At 71.3% G+C, this 23,653-nt stretch carries 23 protein-coding genes; 21 read left to right on the forward strand and 2 right to left on the reverse strand.

The annotated features are described in order from the left end of the window. Positions 1 to 217: 217 nt before the first annotated feature. The 8 genes from rpsD (at position 218) to aroB (ending at position 8,856) form a co-directional block, all read left to right on the forward strand. Positions 218 to 847, forward strand: a complete 630-nt coding sequence (gene rpsD, locus ACTJKO_RS02735; protein WP_058726527.1) for a 30S ribosomal protein S4 — start codon at positions 218 to 220, stop codon at positions 845 to 847. A 129-nt stretch (positions 848 to 976) separates the two neighbouring features. Next, entirely contained in the window at positions 977 to 1,159 is a 183-nt protein-coding gene (locus ACTJKO_RS02740) for a hypothetical protein (protein WP_440685427.1), read from the forward strand. Positions 1,160 to 1,206: 47 nt separating this feature from the next. Beyond that, the gene (alaS, locus tag ACTJKO_RS02745; protein ID WP_440685429.1) at positions 1,207 to 3,864 is read left to right on the forward strand and encodes an alanine--tRNA ligase; all 2,658 of its coding nucleotides are present in this window, start codon (positions 1,207 to 1,209) and stop codon (positions 3,862 to 3,864) included. Between the two features lie 8 nt (positions 3,865 to 3,872). Continuing rightward, a complete protein-coding gene (gene ruvX / locus ACTJKO_RS02750; RefSeq protein ID WP_440685906.1) occupies positions 3,873 to 4,316 on the forward strand; it encodes a Holliday junction resolvase RuvX in 444 nt (147 codons plus the stop codon). 69 nt (positions 4,317 to 4,385) lie between these two features. Then, positions 4,386 to 5,933: an endolytic transglycosylase MltG gene (gene mltG / locus ACTJKO_RS02755; protein ID WP_440685431.1), complete on the forward strand. Its 1,548-nt coding sequence runs from the start codon at positions 4,386 to 4,388 to the stop codon at positions 5,931 to 5,933. A 45-nt stretch (positions 5,934 to 5,978) separates the two neighbouring features. Continuing rightward, positions 5,979 to 7,199: a chorismate synthase gene (aroC, locus tag ACTJKO_RS02760; RefSeq protein WP_440685433.1), complete on the forward strand. Its 1,221-nt coding sequence runs from the start codon at positions 5,979 to 5,981 to the stop codon at positions 7,197 to 7,199. Further along, positions 7,196 to 7,753, forward strand: a complete 558-nt coding sequence (locus ACTJKO_RS02765; RefSeq protein WP_440685435.1) for a shikimate kinase — start codon at positions 7,196 to 7,198, stop codon at positions 7,751 to 7,753. Before aroC ends, ACTJKO_RS02765 begins: the two co-directional genes overlap by 4 nt. Before the next feature lie 20 nt (positions 7,754 to 7,773). Beyond that, positions 7,774 to 8,856: a 3-dehydroquinate synthase gene (gene aroB, locus ACTJKO_RS02770; RefSeq protein WP_440685908.1), complete on the forward strand. Its 1,083-nt coding sequence runs from the start codon at positions 7,774 to 7,776 to the stop codon at positions 8,854 to 8,856. Here the strand turns inward: aroB and ACTJKO_RS02775 are convergent. Then, the gene (locus ACTJKO_RS02775) at positions 8,853 to 9,047 is read right to left on the reverse strand and encodes a hypothetical protein (protein ID WP_440685437.1); all 195 of its coding nucleotides are present in this window, start codon (positions 9,045 to 9,047) and stop codon (positions 8,853 to 8,855) included. The genes aroB and ACTJKO_RS02775 overlap by 4 nt on opposite strands. After that, the gene (locus tag ACTJKO_RS02780) at positions 9,047 to 9,337 is read right to left on the reverse strand and encodes a hypothetical protein (protein WP_440685439.1); all 291 of its coding nucleotides are present in this window, start codon (positions 9,335 to 9,337) and stop codon (positions 9,047 to 9,049) included. Before ACTJKO_RS02780 ends, ACTJKO_RS02775 begins: the two co-directional genes overlap by 1 nt. A 122-nt stretch (positions 9,338 to 9,459) precedes the next feature. On the opposite strand from ACTJKO_RS02780, the gene ACTJKO_RS02785 reads away from it, so the two are divergent. From ACTJKO_RS02785 to metK, 13 genes are all read left to right on the forward strand, one after another. Further along, on the forward strand, positions 9,460 to 11,151 hold the full coding sequence (locus ACTJKO_RS02785; protein WP_440685441.1) for an ABC1 kinase family protein: 1,692 nt from the start codon (positions 9,460 to 9,462) through the stop codon (positions 11,149 to 11,151). A 135-nt stretch (positions 11,152 to 11,286) separates the two neighbouring features. Continuing rightward, positions 11,287 to 11,850 (forward strand): elongation factor P, encoded by a 564-nt coding sequence (gene efp, locus ACTJKO_RS02790; protein ID WP_440685444.1) that lies wholly within the window; start codon positions 11,287 to 11,289, stop codon positions 11,848 to 11,850. An 11-nt stretch (positions 11,851 to 11,861) separates the two neighbouring features. Beyond that, the gene (gene nusB, locus ACTJKO_RS02795) at positions 11,862 to 12,338 is read left to right on the forward strand and encodes a transcription antitermination factor NusB (protein WP_440685446.1); all 477 of its coding nucleotides are present in this window, start codon (positions 11,862 to 11,864) and stop codon (positions 12,336 to 12,338) included. 57 nt (positions 12,339 to 12,395) lie between these two features. Further along, positions 12,396 to 12,962 carry a bifunctional pyr operon transcriptional regulator/uracil phosphoribosyltransferase PyrR gene (gene pyrR, locus ACTJKO_RS02800; RefSeq protein ID WP_440685448.1) on the forward strand — a complete coding sequence of 189 codons (567 nt, stop codon included), beginning with the start codon at positions 12,396 to 12,398 and terminating at the stop codon, positions 12,960 to 12,962. Continuing rightward, the gene (locus ACTJKO_RS02805) at positions 12,959 to 13,924 is read left to right on the forward strand and encodes an aspartate carbamoyltransferase catalytic subunit (protein ID WP_440685450.1); all 966 of its coding nucleotides are present in this window, start codon (positions 12,959 to 12,961) and stop codon (positions 13,922 to 13,924) included. Before pyrR ends, ACTJKO_RS02805 begins: the two co-directional genes overlap by 4 nt. Beyond that, a complete protein-coding gene (locus tag ACTJKO_RS02810; RefSeq protein WP_440685452.1) occupies positions 13,921 to 15,279 on the forward strand; it encodes a dihydroorotase in 1,359 nt (452 codons plus the stop codon). The genes ACTJKO_RS02805 and ACTJKO_RS02810 overlap by 4 nt, the downstream gene beginning before the upstream one ends. Then, complete coding sequence (locus ACTJKO_RS02815; protein WP_440685454.1) at positions 15,276 to 15,818, forward strand: PH-like domain-containing protein; 543 nt, start codon at positions 15,276 to 15,278, stop codon at positions 15,816 to 15,818. The genes ACTJKO_RS02810 and ACTJKO_RS02815 overlap by 4 nt, the downstream gene beginning before the upstream one ends. Further along, complete coding sequence (gene carA / locus ACTJKO_RS02820) at positions 15,818 to 17,017, forward strand: glutamine-hydrolyzing carbamoyl-phosphate synthase small subunit (RefSeq protein ID WP_440685456.1); 1,200 nt, start codon at positions 15,818 to 15,820, stop codon at positions 17,015 to 17,017. Before ACTJKO_RS02815 ends, carA begins: the two co-directional genes overlap by 1 nt. After that, complete coding sequence (gene carB, locus ACTJKO_RS02825) at positions 17,017 to 20,295, forward strand: carbamoyl-phosphate synthase large subunit (protein ID WP_440685458.1); 3,279 nt, start codon at positions 17,017 to 17,019, stop codon at positions 20,293 to 20,295. Before carA ends, carB begins: the two co-directional genes overlap by 1 nt. 11 nt (positions 20,296 to 20,306) lie before the next feature. Further along, positions 20,307 to 21,194, forward strand: a complete 888-nt coding sequence (gene pyrF, locus ACTJKO_RS02830) for an orotidine-5'-phosphate decarboxylase (protein ID WP_440685460.1) — start codon at positions 20,307 to 20,309, stop codon at positions 21,192 to 21,194. Then, positions 21,191 to 22,105: a guanylate kinase gene (gene gmk / locus ACTJKO_RS02835; RefSeq protein WP_440685462.1), complete on the forward strand. Its 915-nt coding sequence runs from the start codon at positions 21,191 to 21,193 to the stop codon at positions 22,103 to 22,105. Before pyrF ends, gmk begins: the two co-directional genes overlap by 4 nt. A gap of 61 nt (positions 22,106 to 22,166) precedes the next feature. Next, positions 22,167 to 22,430, forward strand: coding sequence for a DNA-directed RNA polymerase subunit omega (gene rpoZ, locus ACTJKO_RS02840; RefSeq protein WP_022906709.1), 264 nt, complete (start codon positions 22,167 to 22,169; stop codon positions 22,428 to 22,430). Between the two features lie 5 nt (positions 22,431 to 22,435). Beyond that, entirely contained in the window at positions 22,436 to 23,650 is a 1,215-nt protein-coding gene (gene metK, locus ACTJKO_RS02845) for a methionine adenosyltransferase (RefSeq protein WP_440685465.1), read from the forward strand. The last annotated feature ends 3 nt before the right edge of the window (positions 23,651 to 23,653 follow it).

Consider the following 23,653-nt stretch of genomic DNA (forward strand, 5'->3'; position numbering starts at 1 on the left):
ATCCCTGCTACGATTGCCGGGCCTACGTCCTGGTCCTCGCGTGCGGCTGCGTCGAGGACAGAGTGTCACAGCAGTGGCACGGGGACAGAGGTTCGGACTGTAGCCGTCCGATCCCACAGGCTCATCCCTCTGGATCCCTTCGCCGGGACCGTCCGCGCGTCGAGTGCGCGCGTCCGGAGCCCGTCGAGTATTCAGTTCAGACAGAGAAAAGGACCCTGTGTCTACCAAGTCACGCACCCGCAGCAAGACCCGCCTCTCGCGCGCGCTCGGCATCCCGCTGACGCCGAAGGCGGCCCGGTACCTCGAGAAGCGCCCCTACGGCCCCGGTGAGCACGGCCGCACCCGCCGTCGCGCGGACAGCGACTACGCCGTCCGTCTCCGTGAGAAGCAGCGTCTGCGCGCCCAGTACGGCATCCGCGAGAAGCAGCTCCGCATCGTCTTCGAAGAGGCCCGCAAGACGAAGGGCCTGACCGGTGAGAACCTGGTCGAGCTCCTCGAGCAGCGCCTCGACGCCCTCGTGCTCCGTGCCGGCTTCGCCCGCACGACCGCGCAGGCGCGCCAGCTGATCGTGCACCGTCACATCCTCGTCGACGGCAAGCTCGTCGACCGTCCGTCCTTCCGCGTGAAGGAGGGGCAGCTCATCCACGTGAAGCAGCGCTCCGAGTCGCTCGAGCCGTTCCAGGTCGCCGCCGCCGGTGGGCACCAGGAAGTCCTGCCGAAGGTGCCGGGCTACCTCGAGGTCGAGATCGACAAGCTCCAGGCCCGCCTGGTCCGTCGTCCGAAGCGCGCCGAGGTCCCCGTGACCTGTGAAGTGCAGCTCGTCGTCGAGTACTACGCAGCTCGCTGATCCACCGATCACACCCGAACGGCGGGTCGTCCTCTCCACAGGGCGGCCCGCCGTTCGGCGTTCCCGGTCGGTGCCGCCGGTAGGATCGTCTGGCACGCGGCGCTCGCGTGCACGGAAGGGAGAGGCACCGTGAAGCAGCTGTTCTTCGTCGCCGTCGGCGTCGTCATCGGGTTCGCCGTCGCGCACAAGGTCGCGAACACCCCCGGTGGCGCGCGGTTCTTCGCTGACGTCGACGCTCGCACGAAGGCCTTCACGGGTGCCGTCGCCGACGGCTACCGCTCCCGCGAAGCCGAGCTCCGCACCGACGCCTGACCTCGACCCCGTCGCACCCTCCCGCCGAACCTGAATCAGGAAGCACCATGCAGACCGCAGAGATCCGCCGCCGTTGGCTCCAGTTCTTCGGTGACCGCGGCCACACCGTCGTCCCGTCCGCCTCGCTCGTGTCGGACGACCCGTCGCTGCTGTTCACGGTCGCGGGCATGGTGCCGTTCATCCCGTACCTCACCGGCCTCATCCCAGCACCGTTCCCGCGCGCGACGAGCGTCCAGAAGTGCATCCGCACGAACGACATCGAAGAGGTCGGCAAGACCCCGCGGCACGGCACGTTCTTCCAGATGAACGGCAACTTCTCGTTCGGCGACTACTTCAAGGAGCAGGCGATCCAGTACGCCTGGGACTTCCTGACGACGCCTGAGTCCGACGGCGGCCTCGGGTTCTCGGCGGACGACCTCTGGGTCACCGTCTACGAAGACGACGACGAGGCGATCGCCTTCTGGAAGCAGCACTCGACGCTGCCCGACGACCGCATCCAGCGGCTCGGCAAGGACACCAACTACTGGTCGACCGGGCAGCCCGGTCCGGCCGGTCCCTGCTCGGAGATCTTCTTCGACCGCGGGCCCGAGTACGGCGTCGACGGCGGCCCGGCGACCGACGACGACCGCTACGTCGAGATCTGGAACCTCGTGTTCATGCAGTACCAGATCGCCGACGTCCGCTCGAAGTACGACTTCGAGATCACCGGCGAGCTGCCGAACAAGAACATCGACACCGGCATGGGGCTCGAGCGCGTCGCCTTCATCAAGCAGGGCGTCGACAACATGTACGAGATCGACCAGGTGCGTCCGGTGCTGGACAAGGCCGCCGAGATCTCCGGTCGGAGCTACGGCGCGGTGCACGAGGACGACGTCCGCATGCGTGTGATCGCGGACCACGTCCGGTCGGCGCTCATGCTCGTCGCCGACGGCGTCTCGCCGTCGAACGAGGGGCGCGGGTACATCCTCCGTCGGCTCCTGCGGCGCACGGTGCGTGCGATGCGTCTGCTCGGCGTCGAGGGCGCCACGTTCCCGCAGCTGTTCCCGGCGTCCCGCGACGCCATGCGCGACGCCTACCCCGAGGTGGCGTCCGACTACGATCGCATCGCCCGCATCGTCTACGCGGAAGAGGAGACCTTCCTCCGCACGCTGGCCCAGGGCACGACCATCCTCGACGTCGCGGTCGAACGCGCGAAGCAGGACGGCGCGTCCGCGATCGGCGGTGACACGGCGTTCCTGCTGCACGACACCTTCGGCTTCCCGATCGACCTCACCATGGAGATGGCGGAGGAGGCCGGCGTCCAGGTCGACCGGTCGGCGTTCGAGACCCTCATGTCCGAGCAGCGCGCCCGGGCCAAGGCCGACGCCAAGAGCAAGAAGACCGCCCTCGCCGACCTCAGCGTCTACAGCGCGTTCCGTGCGCAGGGCGAGACCGTGTTCCTCGGGTACGACGCGCTCGAGGCCGAGACGACCGTGCTCGGCATCATCGTGGACGGCGTGAGCGTCGACCGCGCGGTGACGGGTGAGATCGCCGAGGTGATCCTCGGTGAGACCTCCCTCTACGCGGAGTCCGGCGGACAGGACGCCGACCAGGGCTCGATCGTCGGCAACGGCTTCGACCTCGAGGTGCTCGACGTCCAGCGTCCCGTCGCCGGTCTCTGGAGCCACACCGTGCAGGTCCGGTCCGGCGAGGTCGGTGTCGGTGCCCCGGCGACGACGGTGGTGGACGCGGAGTACCGCCGCGGTGCGACCCAGGCGCACTCGGCCACGCACCTCGTGAACGCCGCGCTGCGCGACATCCTCGGGCCGGAGGCCCTGCAGGCCGGTTCGTACAACAAGTCCGGGTACATGCGGCTCGACTTCTCCTGGTCGCAGCCGGTGTCCACCGAGACCCGCTCCGAGATCGAGGAGGTCGTCAACAACGCGATCCGCTCCGACCTCGAGGTCTCGACCCGTGTGCTCCCGCTCGACGAGGCGAAGGCGCTCGGCGCGCAGGCGCTCTTCGGCGAGAAGTACGGCGCCGAGGTCCGCATGGTCGACATCGGCGGGCCCTGGTCCCGTGAGCTCTGCGGCGGCACGCACGTGGCCTCCAGTGCGCAGGTCGGCCTGGTCAACCTCGTGGGGGAGTCCAGCGTCGGGTCGACCAACCGACGCGTCGAGGCGCTCGTCGGGCTCGAGGGCTTCCGCGACCTCGCCGTCGAACGGACGATCGTGTCCCAGCTGTCGAGCGCGCTGAAGGCGCCGCGCGAGGACCTCCCGACCCGGGTGCAGTCCCTGATGGAGGACCTGCGGACCGCCCAGAAGCGGATCGCCGAGTTCGAGTCGGCGAACCTGCAGCAGCGGGTCCCGGCGATCGCACGGCAGGCCACGACGGTCGGCGCGACCACGGTGGTGGCGGAGACAATCCAGGGGCTCCAGTCCGGTGACGACCTGCGCGCCCTCGCGACCGGTGTGCGCGGCCAGCTCGGGGACGGTGCAGCCGTCGTCGTGCTCGGTGCCGTGGTCAACGACAAGCCCGTCGTCATCGTCGCGACGAACGACGCGGCACGGGCCGCCGGCGTCCAGGCCGGTCCGCTCGCGAAGGAAGCCGCCGGGGTGCTCGGCGGTGGCGGTGGCGGCAAGCCGGACCTCGCGCAGGGCGGCGGTACCGACGCGTCCGCGCTCCCCGCAGCGCTCCGTGCCGTGACCGCCCGACTCGCGGCCTGAGCGTGGCGATCCGGTCCGGGCGTCGGCTCGGCGTCGACGTCGGACGCGCCCGGATCGGGGTGGCGGTCTGCGACCGGGACGGGCTGCTCGCGACGCCGGTCGAGACCGTGCCGCGGGACGACGCTTCCGACGTCCGGCGGATCGTGGAGCTCGCCGACGAGTACGACGTCCTCGAGATCGTGGTCGGGCTGCCCCTGTCGATGTCCGGCGGGGACACCCCGTCGACGGCCGACGCGCGGGAGTTCGCGGGGCGGCTCGCCGAGCACCGTCCGGTCCGGCTCGTGGACGAACGGCTGTCGACCGTGACGGCGCAGCGTGGGCTGCACCAAGCCGGTCGGAACACGAAGAAGTCCCGGGCCGTGATCGACCAAGCGGCCGCTGTTATCATTCTGCAACACGCGCTCGACCACGAGCGTGCGTCCAGCGCCCCACCGGGGGCCACGCTCCCCTGACCGGCTGCCCTGACCGTCACCCGATGACGGTGCCCAGGAGGAGTTCCCGACCGAGAGACCGAGGACCCGTTGGCAGACGACCTGGACTGGAACGCGATCATCGCGCCCGGCAACGACGCCGAGCGGCGGAAGGCGACTTCCGACCGCGCGGCGACCCCCGATGACCGCGGCGGTGCGGCGGCAGCAGCGGAGGCGCCTGAGGGACGCCCGTTGTCCCGCCGTGAGGCACGTGCGGCGGAGGAGGCGCGTGCGGCGGAGGACGCCCGTGCCCGCGCGGACGCGGCGGCTGCGACGAGCGCGGCGGCTGCGACGAGCGCGGCGGACGCACCGGTCGTGTCCTCGCCGGAGGAGCTCCACCCCGAGGTCCACGCCCTCCTCACCGGAGAGCTGCACGTCGACGACGGCGCCCGAGCAGCCGCTCGCGGCGTCGCTCGTCCCGCGGTGACCGGTCCGGACGGTGGCGACCACGGCTCCGGAGGCGCGGGAGACGGCGGTGGCGGCGGCCGACGCGGACGTGGGGGCGCCTCCCGGCCGCCGCGCGAGCCGCGACCGAAGCGTCGCCGTGGCCCGCTCATCGCGGGCATCGTGATCGTCGCGGTGGTCCTGGCCGTCGGGGTCTCCGCCTACACCTTCGCCGCTCCGAAGGTGCAGCAGCTCGTCTCCGCCATCAGCGGGTCGAAGGAGCCGGACGACTACTCCGGCAGCGGCACCAGCAAGGTGACGATCACCATCAAGCAGGGCGACATCGGCGAGAACGTCGCGCAGACGCTGCAGCGCAGCGGTGTCGTGAAGGACTCGAAGGTCTTCTACAAGCTGCTGCTCGCGTCGCCGGACGTGCAGTTCCAGCCGGGGTCGTACGCGCTCAAGAAGCACATGAGCTCGAAGTCGGCCCTCGCAGCCCTGCAGGACGCGAAGAACCGCGTGCAGGCGTCGATCGTCATCCCCGAGGGCACCGCTCTCAAGGACATCGAGGCCGGCATGGTCTCGAAGGCCGGTCTGTCGAAGGAGCAGGTCTCGGCGGCGGCGCAGGACCTCTCCGCGTACGGGCTGCCCGCCGGCGTCACCACGCTCGAGGGCTGGCTGTTCCCGGCCACGTACCCGATCAACCCGGGGTGGACGGCGACCCAGTACTTCAAGTCGATGGTCGACACCATGAAGGAGCACCTCGCCGCGGCGGGGGTGGCCGAGGCCGACCAGGAGCACGTCATCGTCTTCGCGTCGCTCGTGCAGAAGGAAGCAGGGCTCGCGGCCGACTACCCGAAGGTCGCCCGCGTGTTCCAGAACCGCATCGACAAGGGCATGAAGCTGCAGTCCGACGCGACGGTGGCGTACGGCACGGGGAACACCCACACCGTGACGACCACGGACGCCGAACGCGCCGACGCGTCGAACAAGTACAACACCTACGTGCACTCCGGCCTGCCGCCGGCGCCGATCTCGAACCCCGGCGACATCGCGATCAAGGCGGTCACGCACCCGGCCGCGGGCAACTGGCTGTACTTCGTGACGGTGAACCTGCAGACCGGGGAGACGGTGTTCTCGGACACGTACGATCAGCACCTCGTGGCCGTCAAGCAGTTCCAGGCGTGGCTGCGGGCGCACCCCGACTACCAGTAGCCGGGCGCGCGTCGCAGGGGGTCGCCCTGTGGGAGGATGGACACCATGCTTCGTTGGTTGACTGCTGGTGAGTCCCACGGACCCGAACTGATCGCGATGCTCGAGGGGCTTCCCGCGGGTGTCCCGGTGTCGTTCGAGTCCATCCGTACCGACCTCGCTCGTCGCAAGCTCGGGTACGGCCGCGGGTCCCGCATGAAGTTCGAGCAGGACGAGCTGCACGTCTCCGGCGGTGTCCGCCACGGGTACTCGCTCGGCAGCCCCATCGCGATCCGGATCGGCAACACCGAGTGGCCGAAGTGGGTCGAGGTGATGAACCCGGAGCCCGTCGAGCAGACCGAGATCTCCCGCGGTCGGAGCGCGCCCCTCACCAGGCCGCGCCCGGGGCACGCCGACCTGGTCGGCATGCAGAAGTACGGCTTCGACGAGGCCCGCCCCATCCTCGAGCGCGCCTCCGCCCGCGAGACCGCGGCACGCGTGGCGCTCGGCGCGGTCGCGAAGTCCTTCCTCGCAGAGCTGGGCATCCGCTCCGTCGCCCACACCCTGCAGGTCGGCACCGTCCGCGTCCCGGACGGCACGGCGCTGCCGCTGCCCGACGACGTGGACCGTCTCGACGAGGACCAGCTGCGCTGCTTCGACGCCGAGACCTCGGCGCGCATGGTCACCGAGGTCGAGGCCGCCAAGAAGGACGGCGACACCCTCGGCGGTGTGGTGGAGGTGCTGTTCTACGGCGTCCCGCCGGGCCTCGGCTCGCACGTCCAGTGGGACCGCCGCCTCGACGCCCGGCTCGCCGCGGCGATCATGGGCATCCAGGCCATCAAGGGCGTCGAGATCGGTGACGGGTTCGCGACTGCCGCCCGACGCGGTTCCGCCGCCCACGACGAGCTCTACCGCGAGGACGGCGAGATCTACCGGACGACCGACCGCGCCGGCGGGACCGAGGGCGGCATGTCGACCGGCACCGTCCTGCGGGTCCGCGCGGGCATGAAGCCGATCGCGACCGTCCCGCACGCGCTGCACACGATCGACGTCACCACCGGCGACGATGCGTCGGCGCACCACCAGCGTTCGGACGTCTGTGCGGTCCCGGCCGCCGGTGTCGTCGCCGAGGCCATGGTCGCGCTCGTCCTCGCCGACGCCGTGCTCGAGAAGTTCGGCGGCGACAACGTCGTCGAGACCAAGCGGAACCTCGACGCGTACCTCGCCTCGATCCCGGAGACGCTGCGCACCCGCCGCACCGAGGCCGCCGAGCACTCCACCGCCTGGTGAGCACGCACCGACCGGTCGTGATCATCGGGCCGATGGGAGCGGGCAAGTCGAGCGTCGGCAAGCGCGTGGCGAAGTCGCTCGGCGTCCCGTTCACCGACACCGACCGGGTCATCGCCCGCGAGCACGGCCCCATCCCCGGCATCTTCGCGGATCGCGGCGAGCCGGCGTTCCGCGAGCTCGAAGCGGCAGCCGTACGGGACGCCGTCGCCACGGGCGGCGTGATCGCCGTCGGCGGCGGCGCGGTCACGCACGCGGCCACGCGGGACGCGATGGCGGGCGCGGACGTCGTCCTGCTGACCGTCTCGCCCGAGGCGGTCGCCGAGCGCATCGCCGGGAGCGACCGACCGCTGCTGGCGACGGGCGGCATCGACGCCTGGCAGACCATCATGGACGAGCGTGCCGCGACCTACGCTGCACTCGCGCACGCCGTCTTCGACACCTCGCGCCGGCCCATGTCCCACGTCGTGGACGACGTCGTCGCGTGGCTGCGAGCCGGAGCCGCACCGGCCGAGGAACAGGTCGGGACGACTCCCGACGACGAAGGAGCACCGTGACCGAGACGACTGAGTCGATCCTGCCGGAGGGCACCACCGAGATCCGCGTCGGCGGTGACGACGGCTACGTCGTCGCCGTGGGGAACGGCCTGCTCGGGTCCGTCCCGGCACTGCTGGGGCCCCGTGTCGCCAAGGTCCTCATCGTGCACGCGCCGACGCTCGGTGCCCGGGCGAACGAGCTCCGCGAGCTGCTGATCGCGGCCGGGCTCGAGACGCTCATCGCCGAGGTCCCCGATGCAGAAGGCGCCAAGCGCATCGAGGTCGCGGCGTTCTGCTGGCAGATCATGGGCCAGTCGGACTTCACCCGGACCGACGCGGTGATCGGCCTCGGCGGGGGCGCAGTGACCGACCTCGCCGGCTTCGTCGCTGCGACCTGGCTGCGCGGCGTCCCGTACGTGGCGATCCCCACGAGCGTGCTCGGCATGGTCGACGCGAGCGTCGGCGGGAAGACCGGCATCAACACGAACGAGGGCAAGAACCTCGTCGGTGCCTTCTACCCGCCCCGCGCCGTGGTCGCGGACATCGACCTCGTCCGGACCCTGCCGCGCAACGAGATCCTCACCGGGTTCGCGGAGATCGTGAAGGCCGGGTTCATCGCCGTGCCGGAGATCCTCGACATCGTCGAGGCCGACGTCGACCGCGTCACCGACCCGTCGACGCCCGAGTTCCGGCGGGTCGTCGAACTCGCCATCGAGCTGAAGGCCCAGGTCGTGTCGGACGACTTCACCGAGCAGGGCCGGCGCGAGATCCTCAACTACGGGCACACGCTGGGACACGCGATCGAACACGCCGAGCGCTACCAGTGGCGGCACGGCGCGGCCGTCTCGGTCGGCATGGTGTTCGCCGCCGAGCTGGCGCGCCTGACCGGGCACCTCGACGACGCCACGGTGGACCGCCACCGCAGCATCCTCGAGTCGCTCGAGCTCCCGACCACGTACGGCATCGGCCGGTGGGAGGGGCTGCTCGCCACCATGCGTCGGGACAAGAAGGCGCGCGCGGGGATGCTGCGCTTCATCATCCTCGACGGAGTCGGCAAGCCGGTGACGCTCGAGGGGCCCGAGGACCACCTGCTCTTCACCGCCTACCAGGAGGTCGGCGTCTAGCGGAGCACCCGCCGGGTCCGCCGCCACCACCACTTCACGCGCATCGAGAGCGTCACGACCCCGGTCCGCTCGGACTCGTGCCATTCCTCGACCGTGGCGCCCTCGACCCACGCGATGAGCGCAGCGTCGTCGTCGGGAGTTCCGTCGACGCGGAACTCGGGCCGGTCGGGCAGCGGTGCGAACATGCGCATCACGGGTCCTCCTGATCGGTCATCGGTGGCGTGTGCCGGCGGAGCGCTCGGAGTGCGAGGTTCTGGTCGGCCTTCGACGCCCACCGTACGGTCATCATCCGCTCCAGCACAGTTCTCGAAATGTCGTGTTCCGCTGGGGTCCGATTCGCCCGCACCGCCCAGGTGAGTCGCTTCCACGCTTGGTCGCGGTCTGCCGTCCTGCGGTTCTGGAAGGCCCCGAACCAACTCACGGCGGCTGCGACGATCGCCGCGCCCGCCGCGATGAGCGCCGCGAGGAGTGCTGTGTCCATGTCGGCAGCCTGCTGCAGGCGACCCAGCCCGGAGCCGGACGCGACGCGATCTGTGGACGACGAGCCGCGCCTCCCGAGTGTGGGGGGACGGACCGCGCAGGACGGGGGAGCACACTGGGGGCGTGCCCAACCCGCCCCGCCTGAGCGACCTGTCGAACCCCGAGGACGCCGACGCCGGCAGCCTGCGATCCCGCGGTCGTCGCTTCACCGAGCTGCTCTCCATCGCCCGTCGGCACCGACTCGTGCCGTTCCGGCGGCTCGACTTCTCGCACGACCCGGCGACCTCCGACCTCCGTCGTGACCAGGCCGAGCACCTGCGACGCGCGCTCGAGGAGGCAGGCGGCGGGTTCGTGAAGATGGGCCAGCTGCTCTCGACACGTGACGACCTGCTCCCCGAGGAGTGGACCGAGGGACTCGCCCACCTGCAGCGCAGCGTGACCCCGGCCCCCGCGGACGAGGTCGCCGCGCTGCTCGAGCGGGAGCTCGGCGCGCCGGTGCAGGAGGTGTTCGCGGCGTTCGACCCCGTGCCGGTCGCGGCGGCCTCGATCGCCCAGGTGCACCGGGCCCGCCTGGCCGACGGCACGAGCGTCGCCGTGAAGGTGCAGCGCCCCGGCATCGACGCTGCGGTCCGCCGGGACGTGGACATCGCCCTCCGGGTCGTCCGGTTCATGGCGCGGTGGTCCGTGGAGGCGCGCCAGGTCGGCGTCCAGGAGGTCGCCGCGCAGTACGCGGACGACCTGGTCCGCCAGGTGGACTTCGTCTCCGAGCTCCGCAACCTGACGGCACTGCGTGCGGCGCAGCAGCGGAGCGCACGGCCGGACGAGGTGCGCTACCCGGTGCCGTACCCCGACCTGTCCGGCCGCCGCGTGCTCGTCATGGAGTTCCTGGAGGGCGACACCCTCAGCGCGATCCGTGCAGCGCGGTCGACACGCGACCTCGACGAACCGATGCGGGCGATCCTGCGGGCGTTCCTGCGACAGGTGGTCTTCGACGGTCTGTACCACGCCGACCTCCACCCCGGGAACGTCCTCGTCCTGCCCGACGGGCGACCCGCGCTCATCGACTTCGGGTCGGTCGGCCGGCTCGACCCGAGCCTGCGCGAGACCGTGCAGGAACTCGTCGCGGCGTACATCCAGGACGACACCTCCCGGATCGCGGACGCGGTGCTCCGGATGGCCCCGGTGCGGGACGCCCAGGACGAGCCGGACTTCCGGCGCGCGATCGCACGGTTCGTCGCCGACGAACTCGGACCCGGCGCCCGCATCGGCGTCGAGACCGTGGACGACGCCGTCGAGGTGTTCGGCCGGTACCGGCTCAAGCCGCCGCCGGACTTCGTGGCGGCGGCCCGTGCGCTGGCGATCTTCGAGGGGACGCTCCGCACGCTCGCGCCGTCCTTCGACCTGCTCGAGGAATCGCGTGGGCTCGCACGGGAGCAGATCCGCGACCAGCTGCGGCCGGGCAAGCTCCGCGACGTCGCCGTCCGGGAGCTGTTCGGCGCCGTGACGGCGGCCAGGCGGCTCCCGCGCCGGGTGGACCGGATCGGCGAGGCGATCGAGTCCGGCAAGCTGTCGGTGAACATCCGCCTGTTCTCGGACCGCCGGGACCGGCAGACCCTGAACGGTGTCATCCGGCGCGTGCTCCTCGTGTTGCTCGGTGCGGGAGCGGGGATCCTGTCGATCGTGTACCTGGCGCTCCCGGCCCGACCGACCGCGGTGATCTCGACGGGCGTCGCGGGCGCGGTCCTCGGCGGGACGGCGGTGGTGCTCCTCGGGTGGGCGGCGATCGACGCCGCCCGCGCCCGCAAGCGGGAGTGACCGCACGCCCCCACGCGGGCGCGACCGTCCGCCCGGCACCCACCCGAGCGCGAGCGGCCAGTCCGCTACACTCGTCCGGGACCCAGCGCGGTCCGCAGACCTTCACGACACGACCGAACGGGACATCGAAGACACATGGCCAGTACCACTGACATCAAGAACGGCGCCGTTCTCATCATCGACGGGCAGCTCTGGTCGGTCGTCGAGTTCCAGCACGTCAAGCCGGGCAAGGGCGGCGCGTTCGTCCGCACCAAGCTCAAGAACGTCGTGTCGGGCAAGGTCGTCGACCGCACCTTCAACGCGGGCGCCAAGATCGACACCGCGACCGTCGACCGCCGCGACTACCAGTTCCTCTACGAGGACGGCGACTCGTACGTGTTCATGGACACCGACACCTACGACCAGATCCCGGTGCCGGCCACGGTCGTCGGCGACGCGAAGAACTTCCTGCTCGAGTCGGCGATGGTCACCATCGCGATGAACGAGGGCACGCCGCTGTACGTCGAGCTCCCGACGTCGATCGTGACCGAGATCGAGACCGAGCCGGGCCTGCAGGGCGACCGCTCGTCCGGTGGCACCAAGCCCGCGACGATCAAGGCGACCGGCTACCAGATCCAGGTGCCGCTGTACCTCGAGACCGACACCCTGGTGAAGATCGACACGCGTGACGGCAGCTTCCTCGGCCGCGTCAACTCCTAGGCGCTGACCGGATGAGTGCTCGTTCGAAGGCCCGCAAGCGCGCCCTCGACATGCTGTACGTGGCGGAGGTCCGCGATCTGCCGATCGCGGACGTCCTCGCCACGGAGACCGTGCGTCACCTCGACCAGCCGGAGCGCGCCTCCAGCTGGGACTACGCGCGCCAGATCGTCACGGGCGTCGACGACGACCGCGCGGTGCTCGACGAGATCATCGTCGACCACGCGCAGGGTTGGTCGATCGCCCGGATGCCGGTGCTCGACCGCTGCATCCTGCGGATGGGCGTCTGGGAGCTCCGGTTCAACCCCGAGGTGCCGGACGCCGTCGCGATCGCCGAGGCGGTGGAACTCGCGCAGTCCCTCTCCACGGAGGAGTCCGCCGGCTTCGTCAACGGTGTCCTCGGCGCGGTCGCCGGTGGCCGGAACGCCGCGGCGAAGAACGGCGATGCACCGTCCGGTCGGTCGGTCGCAGGGGACCAGGAGTCCCGGTAGGGTTGACCACGTCAGCGTCCTTTAAGTCCGTCCGGTGAGGCGGGGAAGGAGGTCGGCGTGGGCACCAGAACGGTCCTGCAGAACACCGACATCACGCGTGCTCTGACACGCATCGCGCACGAGATCCTCGAAGCCAACCACGGTGCTTCGGACCTCGTGCTGCTGGGCATCCCGACGCGGGGTGCCGTCCTGGCCGAACGGCTCGCCGCCGTCCTGGCCGACATCGAACCCGACTGGGCAGCCGACCACGACCAGCGCCTCGGGACGCTCGACGTCACGATGCACCGGGACGACCTCGGTCACGGCATCGGCCGGGCTCCGCACCGGACGACCATCCCGACGAGCGGCATCGACGGCAAGGTCGTCGTGCTCGTCGACGACGTGCTCTACTCGGGGCGCACGGTGCGGGCCGCGCTCGACGCGCTGCAGGGGATCGGGCGCCCGCGCGCCGTCCGGCTCGCCGTGCTCGTCGACCGCGGGCACCGCCAGCTCCCGATCCGCGCCGACCACGTGGGCAAGAACCTCCCGACGGCGTCGGACGAACGGGTGACGCTGCGGCTCACCGAGACCGACGGCACCGACGAGGTCGTCATCGAGCAGCCCGACGACGGGGGTGCGGCGTGAAGCACCTCCTCTCCACGGCCGACCTCTCCCGCGACGAGGCGATCCAGATCCTCGACGTCGCCGAGGAGATGGCCGAGGTCAACACCCGCGAGGTCCGGAAGCTCCCCGCGCTCCGCGGCAAGACGGTCGTGAACCTCTTCTTCGAGGACTCGACGCGCACCCGCATCTCGTTCGAGGCCGCGGCGAAGCGCCTCTCCGCGGACGTCATCAACTTCGCCGCGAAGGGGTCGAGCGTCTCGAAGGGCGAGTCCCTCAAGGACACCGTGCAGACCCTCGGCGCGATGGGCATCGACGGCATCGTGATGCGGCACGGCGCGTCCGGGGCACCCCGGGTCCTCGCCGACGCCGACTGGATCGACGTGCCCGTGGTGAACGCCGGCGACGGCACGCACGAACACCCGACGCAGGCGCTGCTCGACGCGTTCACGATGCGTCGACGGCTGCACGGGGACGCCAGCCGCGGCGCGGGGCTCGACGGGGTCCGCGTGCTCATCGTCGGCGACGTGCTGCACAGCCGGGTGGCCAGGTCGAACGCGTGGCTGCTGGCGACGCTGGGTGCCGAGGTCACCTTCGCGGCGCCGCCGACGCTGCTGCCGGCCGTGGACCGACCCTTCGGCGCGGCGGTCCACCACGACCTCGACGCGGCCCTCGCCGAGGACCCGGACGTCGTCATGCTGCTGCGCATCCAGCAGGAACGCATGAACGACGCGTTCTTCCCGAACCCGCGCGAGTACACGCGGCACTTCGGCCTCACCGCGACGCGCACCGCCCGGCTCCCGGAGCGGACGTTGATCATGCACCCCGGCCCGATGAACCGCGGGCTCGAGATCGCCGGGGTCGCGGCGGACGACCCCCGCTCGACGGTCGTCGAGCAGGTCGCGAACGGCGTGAGCGTCCGGATGGCCGTCCTCTACCTCGCCCTGACGGGTGACCGCACGACCCCGAAGGAGTCCGTCGCATGACCGCCCACCTCATCCGCGGCGCGCAGCTGGTCGACGGCTCGCGTGCCGACATCCGCCTGGAGGGACGGCGCATCACCGCGGTCGGGTCCGGTCTCGACGCGGCCGGCGCGACCGTCGTGGACGCCGACGGCCTGATCGCCCTGCCCGGCCTCGTGGACCTCCACACGCACCTGCGCGAGCCCGGCTTCGAGGAGTCGGAGACGGTCCTCACCGGGTCGCGCGCGGCGGCCGCGGGCGGCTTCACGGCGGTGAACGCGATGGCGAACTCGAGCCCGGTCGCCGACACCGCCGGCGTGGTCGAGCAGGTGCAGGCGCTCGGCGACGACGCCGGCTACGTCACGGTCCGGCCGATCGGAGCGGTCTCCCAGGGGCTGCAGGGCACGCACCTGTCCGAGATCGGCGCGATGGCGACCTCGCGCGCGAAGGTCCGCGTCTTCTCGGACGACGGCTCGTGCGTGTCCGACCCGCTCCTCATGCGGCGTGCGCTCGAGTACATCAAGGGCTTCGGCGGCGTGCTTGCCCAGCACGCCCAGGAACCCCGGCTCACCATCGGCGCCCAGATGAACGAGGGACGGCTGTCGTCCGAGCTCGGCCTCGCCGGCTGGCCCGCGGTGGCGGAAGAGGCGATCATCGCCCGCGACGTCCTGCTCGCCGACCACGTCGGAGCCCGTCTGCACGTCTGCCACGTGTCGACGGCCGGCAGCGTCGAGGTGATCCGCTGGGCGAAGTCGCGCGGCATCGACGTCACGGCGGAGGTCACGCCCCACCACCTCGTCCTCACCGAGGACCTCATCGCCGGACACGACGGCGCCCCCGGGTACGACGCGCGGTACAAGGTCAACCCGCCGCTCCGGTCGCGCGAGGACGTCGACGCGCTCCGCGGGGCCCTGGCGGACGGCACGATCGACATCGTCGCGACCGACCACGCGCCGCACACCGCCGAGGCGAAGTGCTGCGAGTGGCCCGCCGCCGCGAACGGGATGGTCGGCCTCGAGTCGGCGCTCAGCGTCGTGCACGCCGCCGTGGTCGAGAGCGGACAGCTCGACTGGGCGGACGTCGCGCGGGTGCTCTCCGAGGCGCCGGCGCGCATCGGACAGGTCGAGGGACACGGGCAGCGCATCACCGAGGGCGCGCCCGCCGAACTCACGCTGTACGACCCGGCCGCGGTGCGCGAGTTCTCCGTCGACGACCTCGCCGGACAGTCGCAGAACTCGCCGTACCTCGGCATGCGGCTCCCCGGACGCGTGGTGGCGACCTTCCACCACGGCGCCCCGACGGTCGTCGACGGGCAGCTCGTCGACGCCGACCGTGTCGCGGCGCACGCCCGGGCCACCCGGATCGGCGCGGGCGCATGAGCGGTGACGCACTCCGCTGGCTCGAGGGCGCGGTCATCCTCGCCCTCGTCGTCCTGCTGTTCGTCGCCATGGCGCGCACCTGGCGGACCCGGACCCGGAAGCAGGCGGAGGCCGTGCCTCCCGTCGGGGTCCCGGCCGACCTCGCACCCGCGGCCGGGTCGTGGGACGGGTTCACCGTCGCGACGACCCGCGCCGACCAACCGCTCGAGCGGATCACCGCCGGCGGACTCGGGTTCCGGAGCCGCGGCGGGGTGACGGTCCACGACACCGGCCTCGTGCTCCACCAGGCCGGCGCTCCGGACCGCTGGATCGCCGCGGACGCCGTGCGCGGCGCCGACCGCGCCACGTGGGCCATCGACCGGGTGGTCGAGCCCGGGGGACTGGTCCGTCTGCGATGGACGGCGACCGGCGCCGCAGGTGCGACGGACCTCGACACCTACTTCCGGTTCCCGGAGGGCGATGCAGCAGCACTCGTCGCCCTGCAGGGACTGTCGACGAAGCACAACCACCCGCACACCGCGGGCGAAGGGACGAACTGATGACACGCGAACGGGCCGTGCTGGTCCTCGAGGACGGCACCCGGTACGACGGCTGGGCCTACGGCACCCGCGGGCGCACGCTCGGCGAGGTGGTCTTCGCGACCGGCATGACCGGGTACCAGGAGACGCTCACCGACCCCTCCTACGCCGGGCAGATCGTGGTGCAGACCGCGCCGCACATCGGCAACACCGGGGTGAACGACGAGGACCCCGAGTCCCGACGCATCTGGGTCGCCGGGTACGTCGTGCGCGATCCCAGCCGCATCGTGTCGAACCACCGTGCGAACGCGTCGCTCGACGAGCACCTCGTGCGGGACGGCATCGTCGGAATCGCCGGCATCGACACCCGCGCGCTGACCCGACGCATCCGCGACGCCGGGGCGATGAAGGGCGGGGTGTTCAGCGGCGACGACGCGGCCCTGGACCCGGCCGAGCAGGAGCGACTCGTGCGGGAGCAGGCCGCGATGGAGGGCGCGAGCTTCTCCGCCGTGGTGTCCACCCCCGAGACCTACGTGGTCCCCGCGGTCGGGGAGCAGATCGGTCGGCTCGCGGTGCTCGACCTCGGAGTGAAGGCGTCGACCACCCGGTACCTCGCGCAGCGCGGGTTCGAGGTGCACGTCGTGCCGCAGGACATCTCCGCCGCCGACCTCGAGGCACTGGCGCCCGACGCCCTGTTCTACTCGAACGGCCCGGGCGACCCCGCCGCGAGCGACGCGCAGGTGTCGCTGCTGCAGGAGTCGCTGAAGACCGGCCGGCCGTTCTTCGGCATCTGCTTCGGCAACCAGCTGCTCGGCCGCGCCCTCGGCTTCGGCACGTACAAGCTGCCGTTCGGCCACCGCGGGATCAACCAGCCGGTGCTCGACACCACGACGGGCAAGGTCGAGATCACGAGCCAGAACCACGGCTTCGCGGTCGACGCGCCGCTCGGCGAGGTCCTCGAGTCGCCGGCCGGGTTCGGTCGCGTCGAGGTCTCGCACTACTCCCTGAACGACCAGGTCGTCGAGGGCCTTCGCGCGCTCGACGTCCCCGCGTTCAGCGTGCAGTACCACCCGGAGGCGGCGGCCGGTCCGCACGACTCCATGTACCTCTTCGACCGGTTCGCGGACCTGGTGCGCGCGCGACGTGACGGGGAGCCGCTCGACGCGGCCACCGCCGACGCCACCACCCCCGCAGCAGACATCACCAAGGAAGCCAACTGATGCCGAAGCGCCAAGACATCAACTCCGTCCTCGTCATCGGCTCGGGCCCGATCGTCATCGGTCAGGCCGCGGAGTTCGACTACTCCGGCACCCAGGCGTGCCGCGTCCTCCGGTCCGAGGGCGTCCGCGTGATCCTCGTCAACCCGAACCCGGCGACGATCATGACCGACCCCGACTTCGCCGACGCGACGTACATCGAGCCGATCACCAGCTCGTCGCTCGAGGAGATCATCAAGATCGAGCAGCCGGACGCGGTCCTGCCCACACTCGGCGGGCAGACGGCACTGAACGCGGCGATCAAGCTCGACGCCGAGGGCATCCTCGACAAGTACGGCGTGGAGCTCATCGGCGCCAAGGTCGACGCGATCCAGCGCGGTGAGGACCGTCAGCTGTTCAAGGAACTCGTCCTCGAGTCGGGCGCGGACGTGGCGCGCAGCCACATCGCGCACACCCTGGAGGAGGCGAAGGAGTACGCCGCGGACCTCGGCTACCCGCTCGTCGTGCGCCCGTCGTTCACGATGGGCGGGCTCGGCTCCGGGTTCGCCTACAACGAGGAGGAACTCGTCCGCTTCGTCGGCGACGGGCTGCAGTCCAGCCCCACCACGGAGGTCCTGCTCGAGGAGTCGATCCTCGGCTGGAAGGAGTACGAGCTCGAGCTGATGCGCGACAACTTCGACAACACGGTCGTCATCTGCTCGATCGAGAACGTCGACCCGGTCGGTGTGCACACGGGTGACTCGATCACCGTCGCGCCCGCGCTCACGCTGACCGACCGCGAGTACCAGAACATGCGGAACATCGGCATCGACATCATCCGTCGGGTCGGTGTCGACACCGGTGGCTGCAACATCCAGTTCGCCGTGGACCCGTCGAACGGCCGCGTCATCGTGATCGAGATGAACCCGCGCGTGTCCCGGTCCTCGGCGCTCGCCTCGAAAGCGACGGGGTTCCCGATCGCCAAGATCGCCGCGAAGCTCGCGATCGGCTACCGCCTCGACGAGATCGAGAACGACATCACCCGCGTGACCCCGGCGAGCTTCGAGCCGACGCTCGACTACGTGGTCGTGAAGACCCCGCGGTTCGCGTTCGAGAAGTTCCCCGCCGCGGACGCCACCCTCACCACGACGATGAAGAGCGTCGGCGAGGCGATGGCGATCGGCCGCAACTACGCGACGGCGCTGCAGAAGTCGCTCCGCTCGCTCGAGAAGCGTGGTTCGTCCTTCCACTGGGACACCCCGGCCGCCGAACTCGACAAGGCCGCGCTGCTCGAGAAGGCGGCGGTCCCCACGGACGGTCGGATCGTCACCGTGCAGCAGGCGCTCGTCGCTGGCGCCACCGCGGACGAGGTCTTCGAGGCCACGAAGATCGACCCGTGGTTCATCGACCAGATCGTGCTCATCAACGAGGTCGCCGACGAGGTCCGCTCGGCCGAGACGCTCGACGCGGACACCCTCCGGTGGGCGAAGGAGCACGGCTTCAGCGACGTGCAGATCGCCTCGCTGCGCGGCACGACCGAGCAGGAGGTCCGTGACGCCCGGCACGCCCAGGGCATCCGTCCGGTGTTCAAGACCGTCGACACCTGCGCCGGTGAGTTCCCCGCACTGACGCCGTACCACTACTCGTCGTACGACTCGGAGACCGAGGTGGCACCGAGCGACCGCAAGAAGGTCGTCATCCTCGGTTCCGGGCCGAACCGCATCGGCCAGGGCGTGGAGTTCGACTACTCCTGCGTGCACGCGTCCTTCGCGCTGAGCGACGCCGGGTTCGAGACGATCATGATCAACTGCAACCCGGAGACGGTCTCGACCGACTACGACACCTCCGACCGCCTGTACTTCGAACCGCTGACCACCGAGGACGTCCTCGAGGTCATCGAGGCCGAGGCGGCGTCCGGCGAGCTCGTCGGAGTGGTCGTGCAGCTCGGCGGTCAGACGGCGCTCGGCCTCGCGAAGCCGCTCGAGGCCGCGGGCATCCCGATCCTCGGGACGAGCCCGTCCGCGATCGACTCGGCCGAGGAGCGCGGGCAGTTCTCCGCGATCCTCGAGCAGGCGGGCCTCCTCGCGCCGCGCAACGGCACCGCGCACGACCTCGCGAGCGCGACCGCCGTGGCCGAGGAGATCGGCTACCCGGTGCTCGTCCGTCCCTCGTTCGTGCTCGGCGGTCGCGGCATGGAGATCGTCTACGACTCGGTGGCGATGGCGGACTACTTCGACCGGATGGCCGACCAGGCGATCATCGGTCCGGAGCTCCCGCTGCTCGTGGACCGCTTCCTCGACGACGCGGTGGAGATCGACGTCGACGCGCTCTTCGACGGTGAGCGGCTCTACGTCGGCGGGATCATGGAGCACCTCGAGGAGGCCGGCATCCACTCCGGCGACTCCGCGTGCACGCTGCCCCCGGTCGGTCTCGGTCGTGCCGAGATCGCAGCGGTCGTCGAGGCGACGGGCAAGATCGCCCGCGGCATCGGCGTGCAGGGCCTGCTGAACGTGCAGTTCGCGATCGGCGCCGGCGTGCTCTACGTGCTGGAGGCGAACCCGCGCGCCAGCCGCACCGTCCCGTTCGTCTCGAAGGCGCTCGGCATCCCGCTGGCGAAGGCGGCGTCGCGCATCATGACGGGGGCGACGATCGACCAGCTCGTCGCCGAGGGGCTCCTGCCGGAGCGCGACGGTTCCTCGGTGCCGGCGCAGGCCCCGGTCGCCGTGAAGGAGGCCGTGCTGCCCTTCCGCCGCTTCCGGACGTACGACGGCCAGGTCGTCGACTCGGTGCTGAGCCCCGAGATGCGTTCCACGGGCGAGGTCATGGGCATCGACCGCGACTTCCCGCGGGCGTTCCTCAAGTCGCAGGAGGCCGCGTACGGCGGGCTCCCGACGAGCGGGACCGTGTTCGTGAGCGTCGCCGACACCGACAAGCGCCAGGTGGTCCTGCCGGTGCACCGCCTGCAGCAGCTCGGCTTCACGATCACCGCGACCGAGGGCACCGCCGAGGTGCTCCGCCGCAACGGCATCGAGGTCACGCTCGTCGGCAAGTACAGCGAGGGCGGCGAGAGCGTGGTCGACCTGCTCGGACGCGGCGAGGTCGACATCGTGGTGAACACGCCGTCGGGTGCCGCCGGACGTGCGGACGGCTACGAGATCCGCGCGGCGACCGTGTCGGCCGACAAGCCGATCTTCACGACGATCGCGGAGCTCGGTGCCGCCGTCGCGGCGATCGAGACCATGGGCTCGCCGCTGAGCGTCCGCAGCCTGCAGGACTACGCCCTCGAGCGCGCGACCTGGTGACGGCCGGAGCCGTGGCAGCTGACGACCGTTCGGGAGGCACGACCCCCTTCGGCGTCCGGCTCGCGTCCGCCGTCGCGGAGCGTTCGGCGCTCTGTGTCGGCATCGACCCCCACGCCGCCACCCTGGCGGCGTGGGGGCTCGGCCGCGACGAGCAGGGTCTGACCGCCTTCGGTCGGACCCTGGTCGACGCGGCCGCGGGCCGAGCAGCGGTGGTGAAGCCGCAGATCGCCTTCTTCGAGGCCGCCGGGGTGGCGGGCTACCGAGCGCTCGACGCGACCGTCCGCCGGGCACGTGATGCGGGCCTCCTGGTCGTCGCCGACGTCAAGCGGGGCGACATCGGGACGACGGGAGACGACTACGCGCTCGCCTGGCTCGACCGTGACGGACCGTTCGCCGCCGACGCGATGACGGTCTCGCCCTACCTCGGCTACGGGTCGCTGGCAGGGACACTCGCGGTGGCTCGCCGCAACGGTGCCGGTGTGTTCGTGCTCGCCGCCACGAGCAACCCCGAGGCGCGCGTCCTGCAGACGGCGGTCCTGGCCGAGGGGCCGCGGGCCGGCCGGTCCGTCGCTGCCGGTATCGTCTTGGACGTGGCAGACGACAACCGGACCGGCGGCGAGCAGCCGCTCGGCGACGTCGGGCTCGTGCTCGGCGCGACCCTCGACCTGGCCGACTTCGGCATCGACGCGGACACCATCGGGAACTCCCCGGTCCTCGCCCCGGGCTTCGGCGCCCAGGGGGCGCGCATCGAGGACCTCCGGGCGCTGTACGGCGCACGTGCGGAGCAGGTCCTCGTCAGCGAGTCGCGCGGCCTGCTGACGGACGGTCCGGACGGCGTCGCGTCACTCGTCGCCGACCGTGCGGACCGCATCCGCGCGGCACTGGGAGCGGCCGCGTGACCGACGACCGCGACGAACTCCCCGCCCACCGCAACCCGCCCGAGGTGGACCGTGTCGCCGCCGCGCAGGCGGCCGTCGCCGCGCGGCGCGCTCGCGCCGCGGTGAAGGCCGCGGTCGCCTCGGGGGAGCGGTCCGCGCTCGAGGTGGCCCGCGCTGCCTGGTCGGACGCGGACGCCCCGGCCGAGAAGTCGTTGCGCGTGCGGGACCTGCTGACGAGCCTGCCGGGCATCGGTCCGGCACGTGCCGAGGCGATCATGGGCGACCTGCGCATCGCGCCGTCGAAGCGCCTCGGCGGGCTCGGCACCCGGCAGCGCTCGGAGTTGGCCGACTGGCTCGCGGCCCGGGGCCGGAAGCGCGGGAGCTCGAAGCTCGTGGTCCTGGCGGGGCCCACCGCGGTCGGCAAGGGCACCGTCAGCGCCTACATCCGCGAGCAGTACCCGGACGTCAACCTCAGCGTCTCGGCGACGACCCGCAAGCCACGCCCGGGTGAGATCGACGGGGTGCACTACTACTTCGTGGACGACGACGAGTTCGACCGGATGATCCGCGACCGGGAACTGCTCGAGTGGGCGACCGTGCACAACTCGTACCGCTACGGGACCCCGCGTCCCCCGATCGACCGCGCGCTCGACGCCGGCGACAAGGTGATGCTCGAGATCGACCTGCAGGGAGCCCGGCAGGTCCGCGACGCCATGCCCGAGGCGGTCCTGGTGTTCCTGCTGCCGCCGTCGTGGGACGAACTCGTGCGCCGGCTCATCGGCCGCGGCACCGAGTCCGCCGAGGAACAGGCGCGCCGGCTCGACACGGCGAAGGTCGAACTCGCCGCCCAGGACGAGTTCGACGTCCGCATCGTGAACTCCGATGTCAGCACCGCGGCACGCGAGGTCGTAGACTTGTTCTCTGCGCCCTGACGGGTGCGCCCGCGTCCCGCGCACTCGCGCGGTCCGACGCCCGAAGACCGAGGAGAATCCCATGGCCAACCCCCAGGGCATCATCGACCCGCCCATCGACGACCTGCTCGCCAAGGTCGAGTCGAAGTACGCGCTCGTCATCTTCGCGTCGAAGCGCGCGCGGCAGATCAACGACTACTACGCCGACCTGCACGAGGGCTCGCTCTTCGACAACGTCGGCCCGCTCGTCGACTCGACGATCGACGACAAGCCGCTGTCCGTTGCGCTGCACGAGATCAACGAGGACAAGCTCACCGTCACCAAGCAGCAGCAGCCGACCGACTGATCGCGGTGACGAGCACCAACCTGCGCCTCTTCACGTCCGAGTCGGTCACCGAGGGGCACCCGGACAAGATCTGCGACCAGATCTCGGACACGATCCTCGACGCCCTCCTCACGGTGGACCCGAACGCGCGCGTCGCCGTCGAGACGATGGTCACCACCGGACTCGTGCACGTCGCGGGCGAGGTCACGACCTCCGGCTACGTCGAGATCCCGAAGCTGGTCCGTGATGTCATCACGGGCATCGGCTACAACTCGTCGGAGGTGTCCTTCGACGGCCACACCTGCGGCGTCGAGGTGTCGATCGGCGCACAGTCGCCCGACATCGCGCAGGGTGTCGACGAGTCGCTCGACGCGCGCTCGGGTGCCGGCGCGGACCCCCTCGACCGGCAGGGCGCCGGTGACCAGGGCATCATGTTCGGCTTCGCGACGAACGAGACGCCCGAGTACATGCCCGTCGCGATCTGGCTCGCGCACCGCCTCGCGGAGCGCCTGGCCGAGGTGCGCAAGTCGGGGGAGCTCACCTTCCTCCGCCCGGACGGCAAGACCCAGGTGACCGTCGGCTACGACGGCGTCGTGCCGAAGACCGTCGAGACGGTCGTGCTCTCCACCCAGCACTCGCCGAGCGTCTCGCTCGACGAGCTGACGGCGGCGATCACCGAGCACGTGATCCGTCCCGTGCTCGACCTCGTCGACCTCGACTCGTCGCACGTCGACGTCATCGTGAACCCGACCGGCCGGTTCGAGATCGGCGGGCCGCAGGGCGACGCCGGGCTCACCGGGCGCAAGGTCATCGTCGACACGTACGGTGGCGCCTCCCGGCACGGCGGTGGGGCGTTCAGCGGCAAGGACCCGTCGAAGGTGGACCGGTCGGCAGCGTACGCGCTCCGCTGGGTCGCGAAGAACGCCGTCGCCGCGGGCCTCGCCGACCGCCTCGAGGTGCAGGTCGCCTACGCCATCGGCCGTGCGAAGCCGGTCGGGTTGTACGTCGAGTCCTTCGGCACGGGGCACGTCGACGACGCCACCATCGAAGCGGCGATCACCGAGGTGTTCGACCTGCGTCCGGCCGCGATCATCCGTGACCTCGACCTGCTGAAGCCGCGGTACGCGCAGACGGCGACGTACGGCCACTTCGGACGCGAGCTGCCCGGGTTCACCTGGGAGCAGCTCGACCGCGTCGACGAACTCCGCGCCGCCGCAGGACTCGTCCCCGCCGCCGTCTGAGGT

Origin of the sequence: Curtobacterium sp. 22159 (assembly GCF_052045775.1) — a bacterium.
Classification (GTDB): domain Bacteria; phylum Actinomycetota; class Actinomycetes; order Actinomycetales; family Microbacteriaceae; genus Curtobacterium.

Excerpts from the sequence above, each read along its gene's own strand:
- alaS (WP_440685429.1), top strand. The coding sequence starts at position 1,207 with ATGCAGACCGCAGAGATCCGCCGCCGTTGGCTCCAGTTCTTCGGTGAC.
- rpoZ (WP_022906709.1), top strand. The coding sequence starts at position 22,167 with ATGGCCAACCCCCAGGGCATCATCGACCCGCCCATCGACGACCTGCTC.
- efp (WP_440685444.1), top strand. The coding sequence starts at position 11,287 with ATGGCCAGTACCACTGACATCAAGAACGGCGCCGTTCTCATCATCGAC.
- ACTJKO_RS02780 (WP_440685439.1), bottom strand. The coding sequence starts at position 9,337 with ATGGACACAGCACTCCTCGCGGCGCTCATCGCGGCGGGCGCGGCGATC.
- aroC (WP_440685433.1), top strand. The coding sequence starts at position 5,979 with ATGCTTCGTTGGTTGACTGCTGGTGAGTCCCACGGACCCGAACTGATC.
- ACTJKO_RS02815 (WP_440685454.1), top strand. The coding sequence starts at position 15,276 with ATGAGCGGTGACGCACTCCGCTGGCTCGAGGGCGCGGTCATCCTCGCC.
- carB (WP_440685458.1), top strand. The coding sequence starts at position 17,017 with ATGCCGAAGCGCCAAGACATCAACTCCGTCCTCGTCATCGGCTCGGGC.
- carA (WP_440685456.1), top strand. The coding sequence starts at position 15,818 with ATGACACGCGAACGGGCCGTGCTGGTCCTCGAGGACGGCACCCGGTAC.
- ACTJKO_RS02775 (WP_440685437.1), bottom strand. The coding sequence starts at position 9,047 with ATGCGCATGTTCGCACCGCTGCCCGACCGGCCCGAGTTCCGCGTCGAC.
- nusB (WP_440685446.1), top strand. The coding sequence starts at position 11,862 with ATGAGTGCTCGTTCGAAGGCCCGCAAGCGCGCCCTCGACATGCTGTAC.
- ACTJKO_RS02810 (WP_440685452.1), top strand. The coding sequence starts at position 13,921 with ATGACCGCCCACCTCATCCGCGGCGCGCAGCTGGTCGACGGCTCGCGT.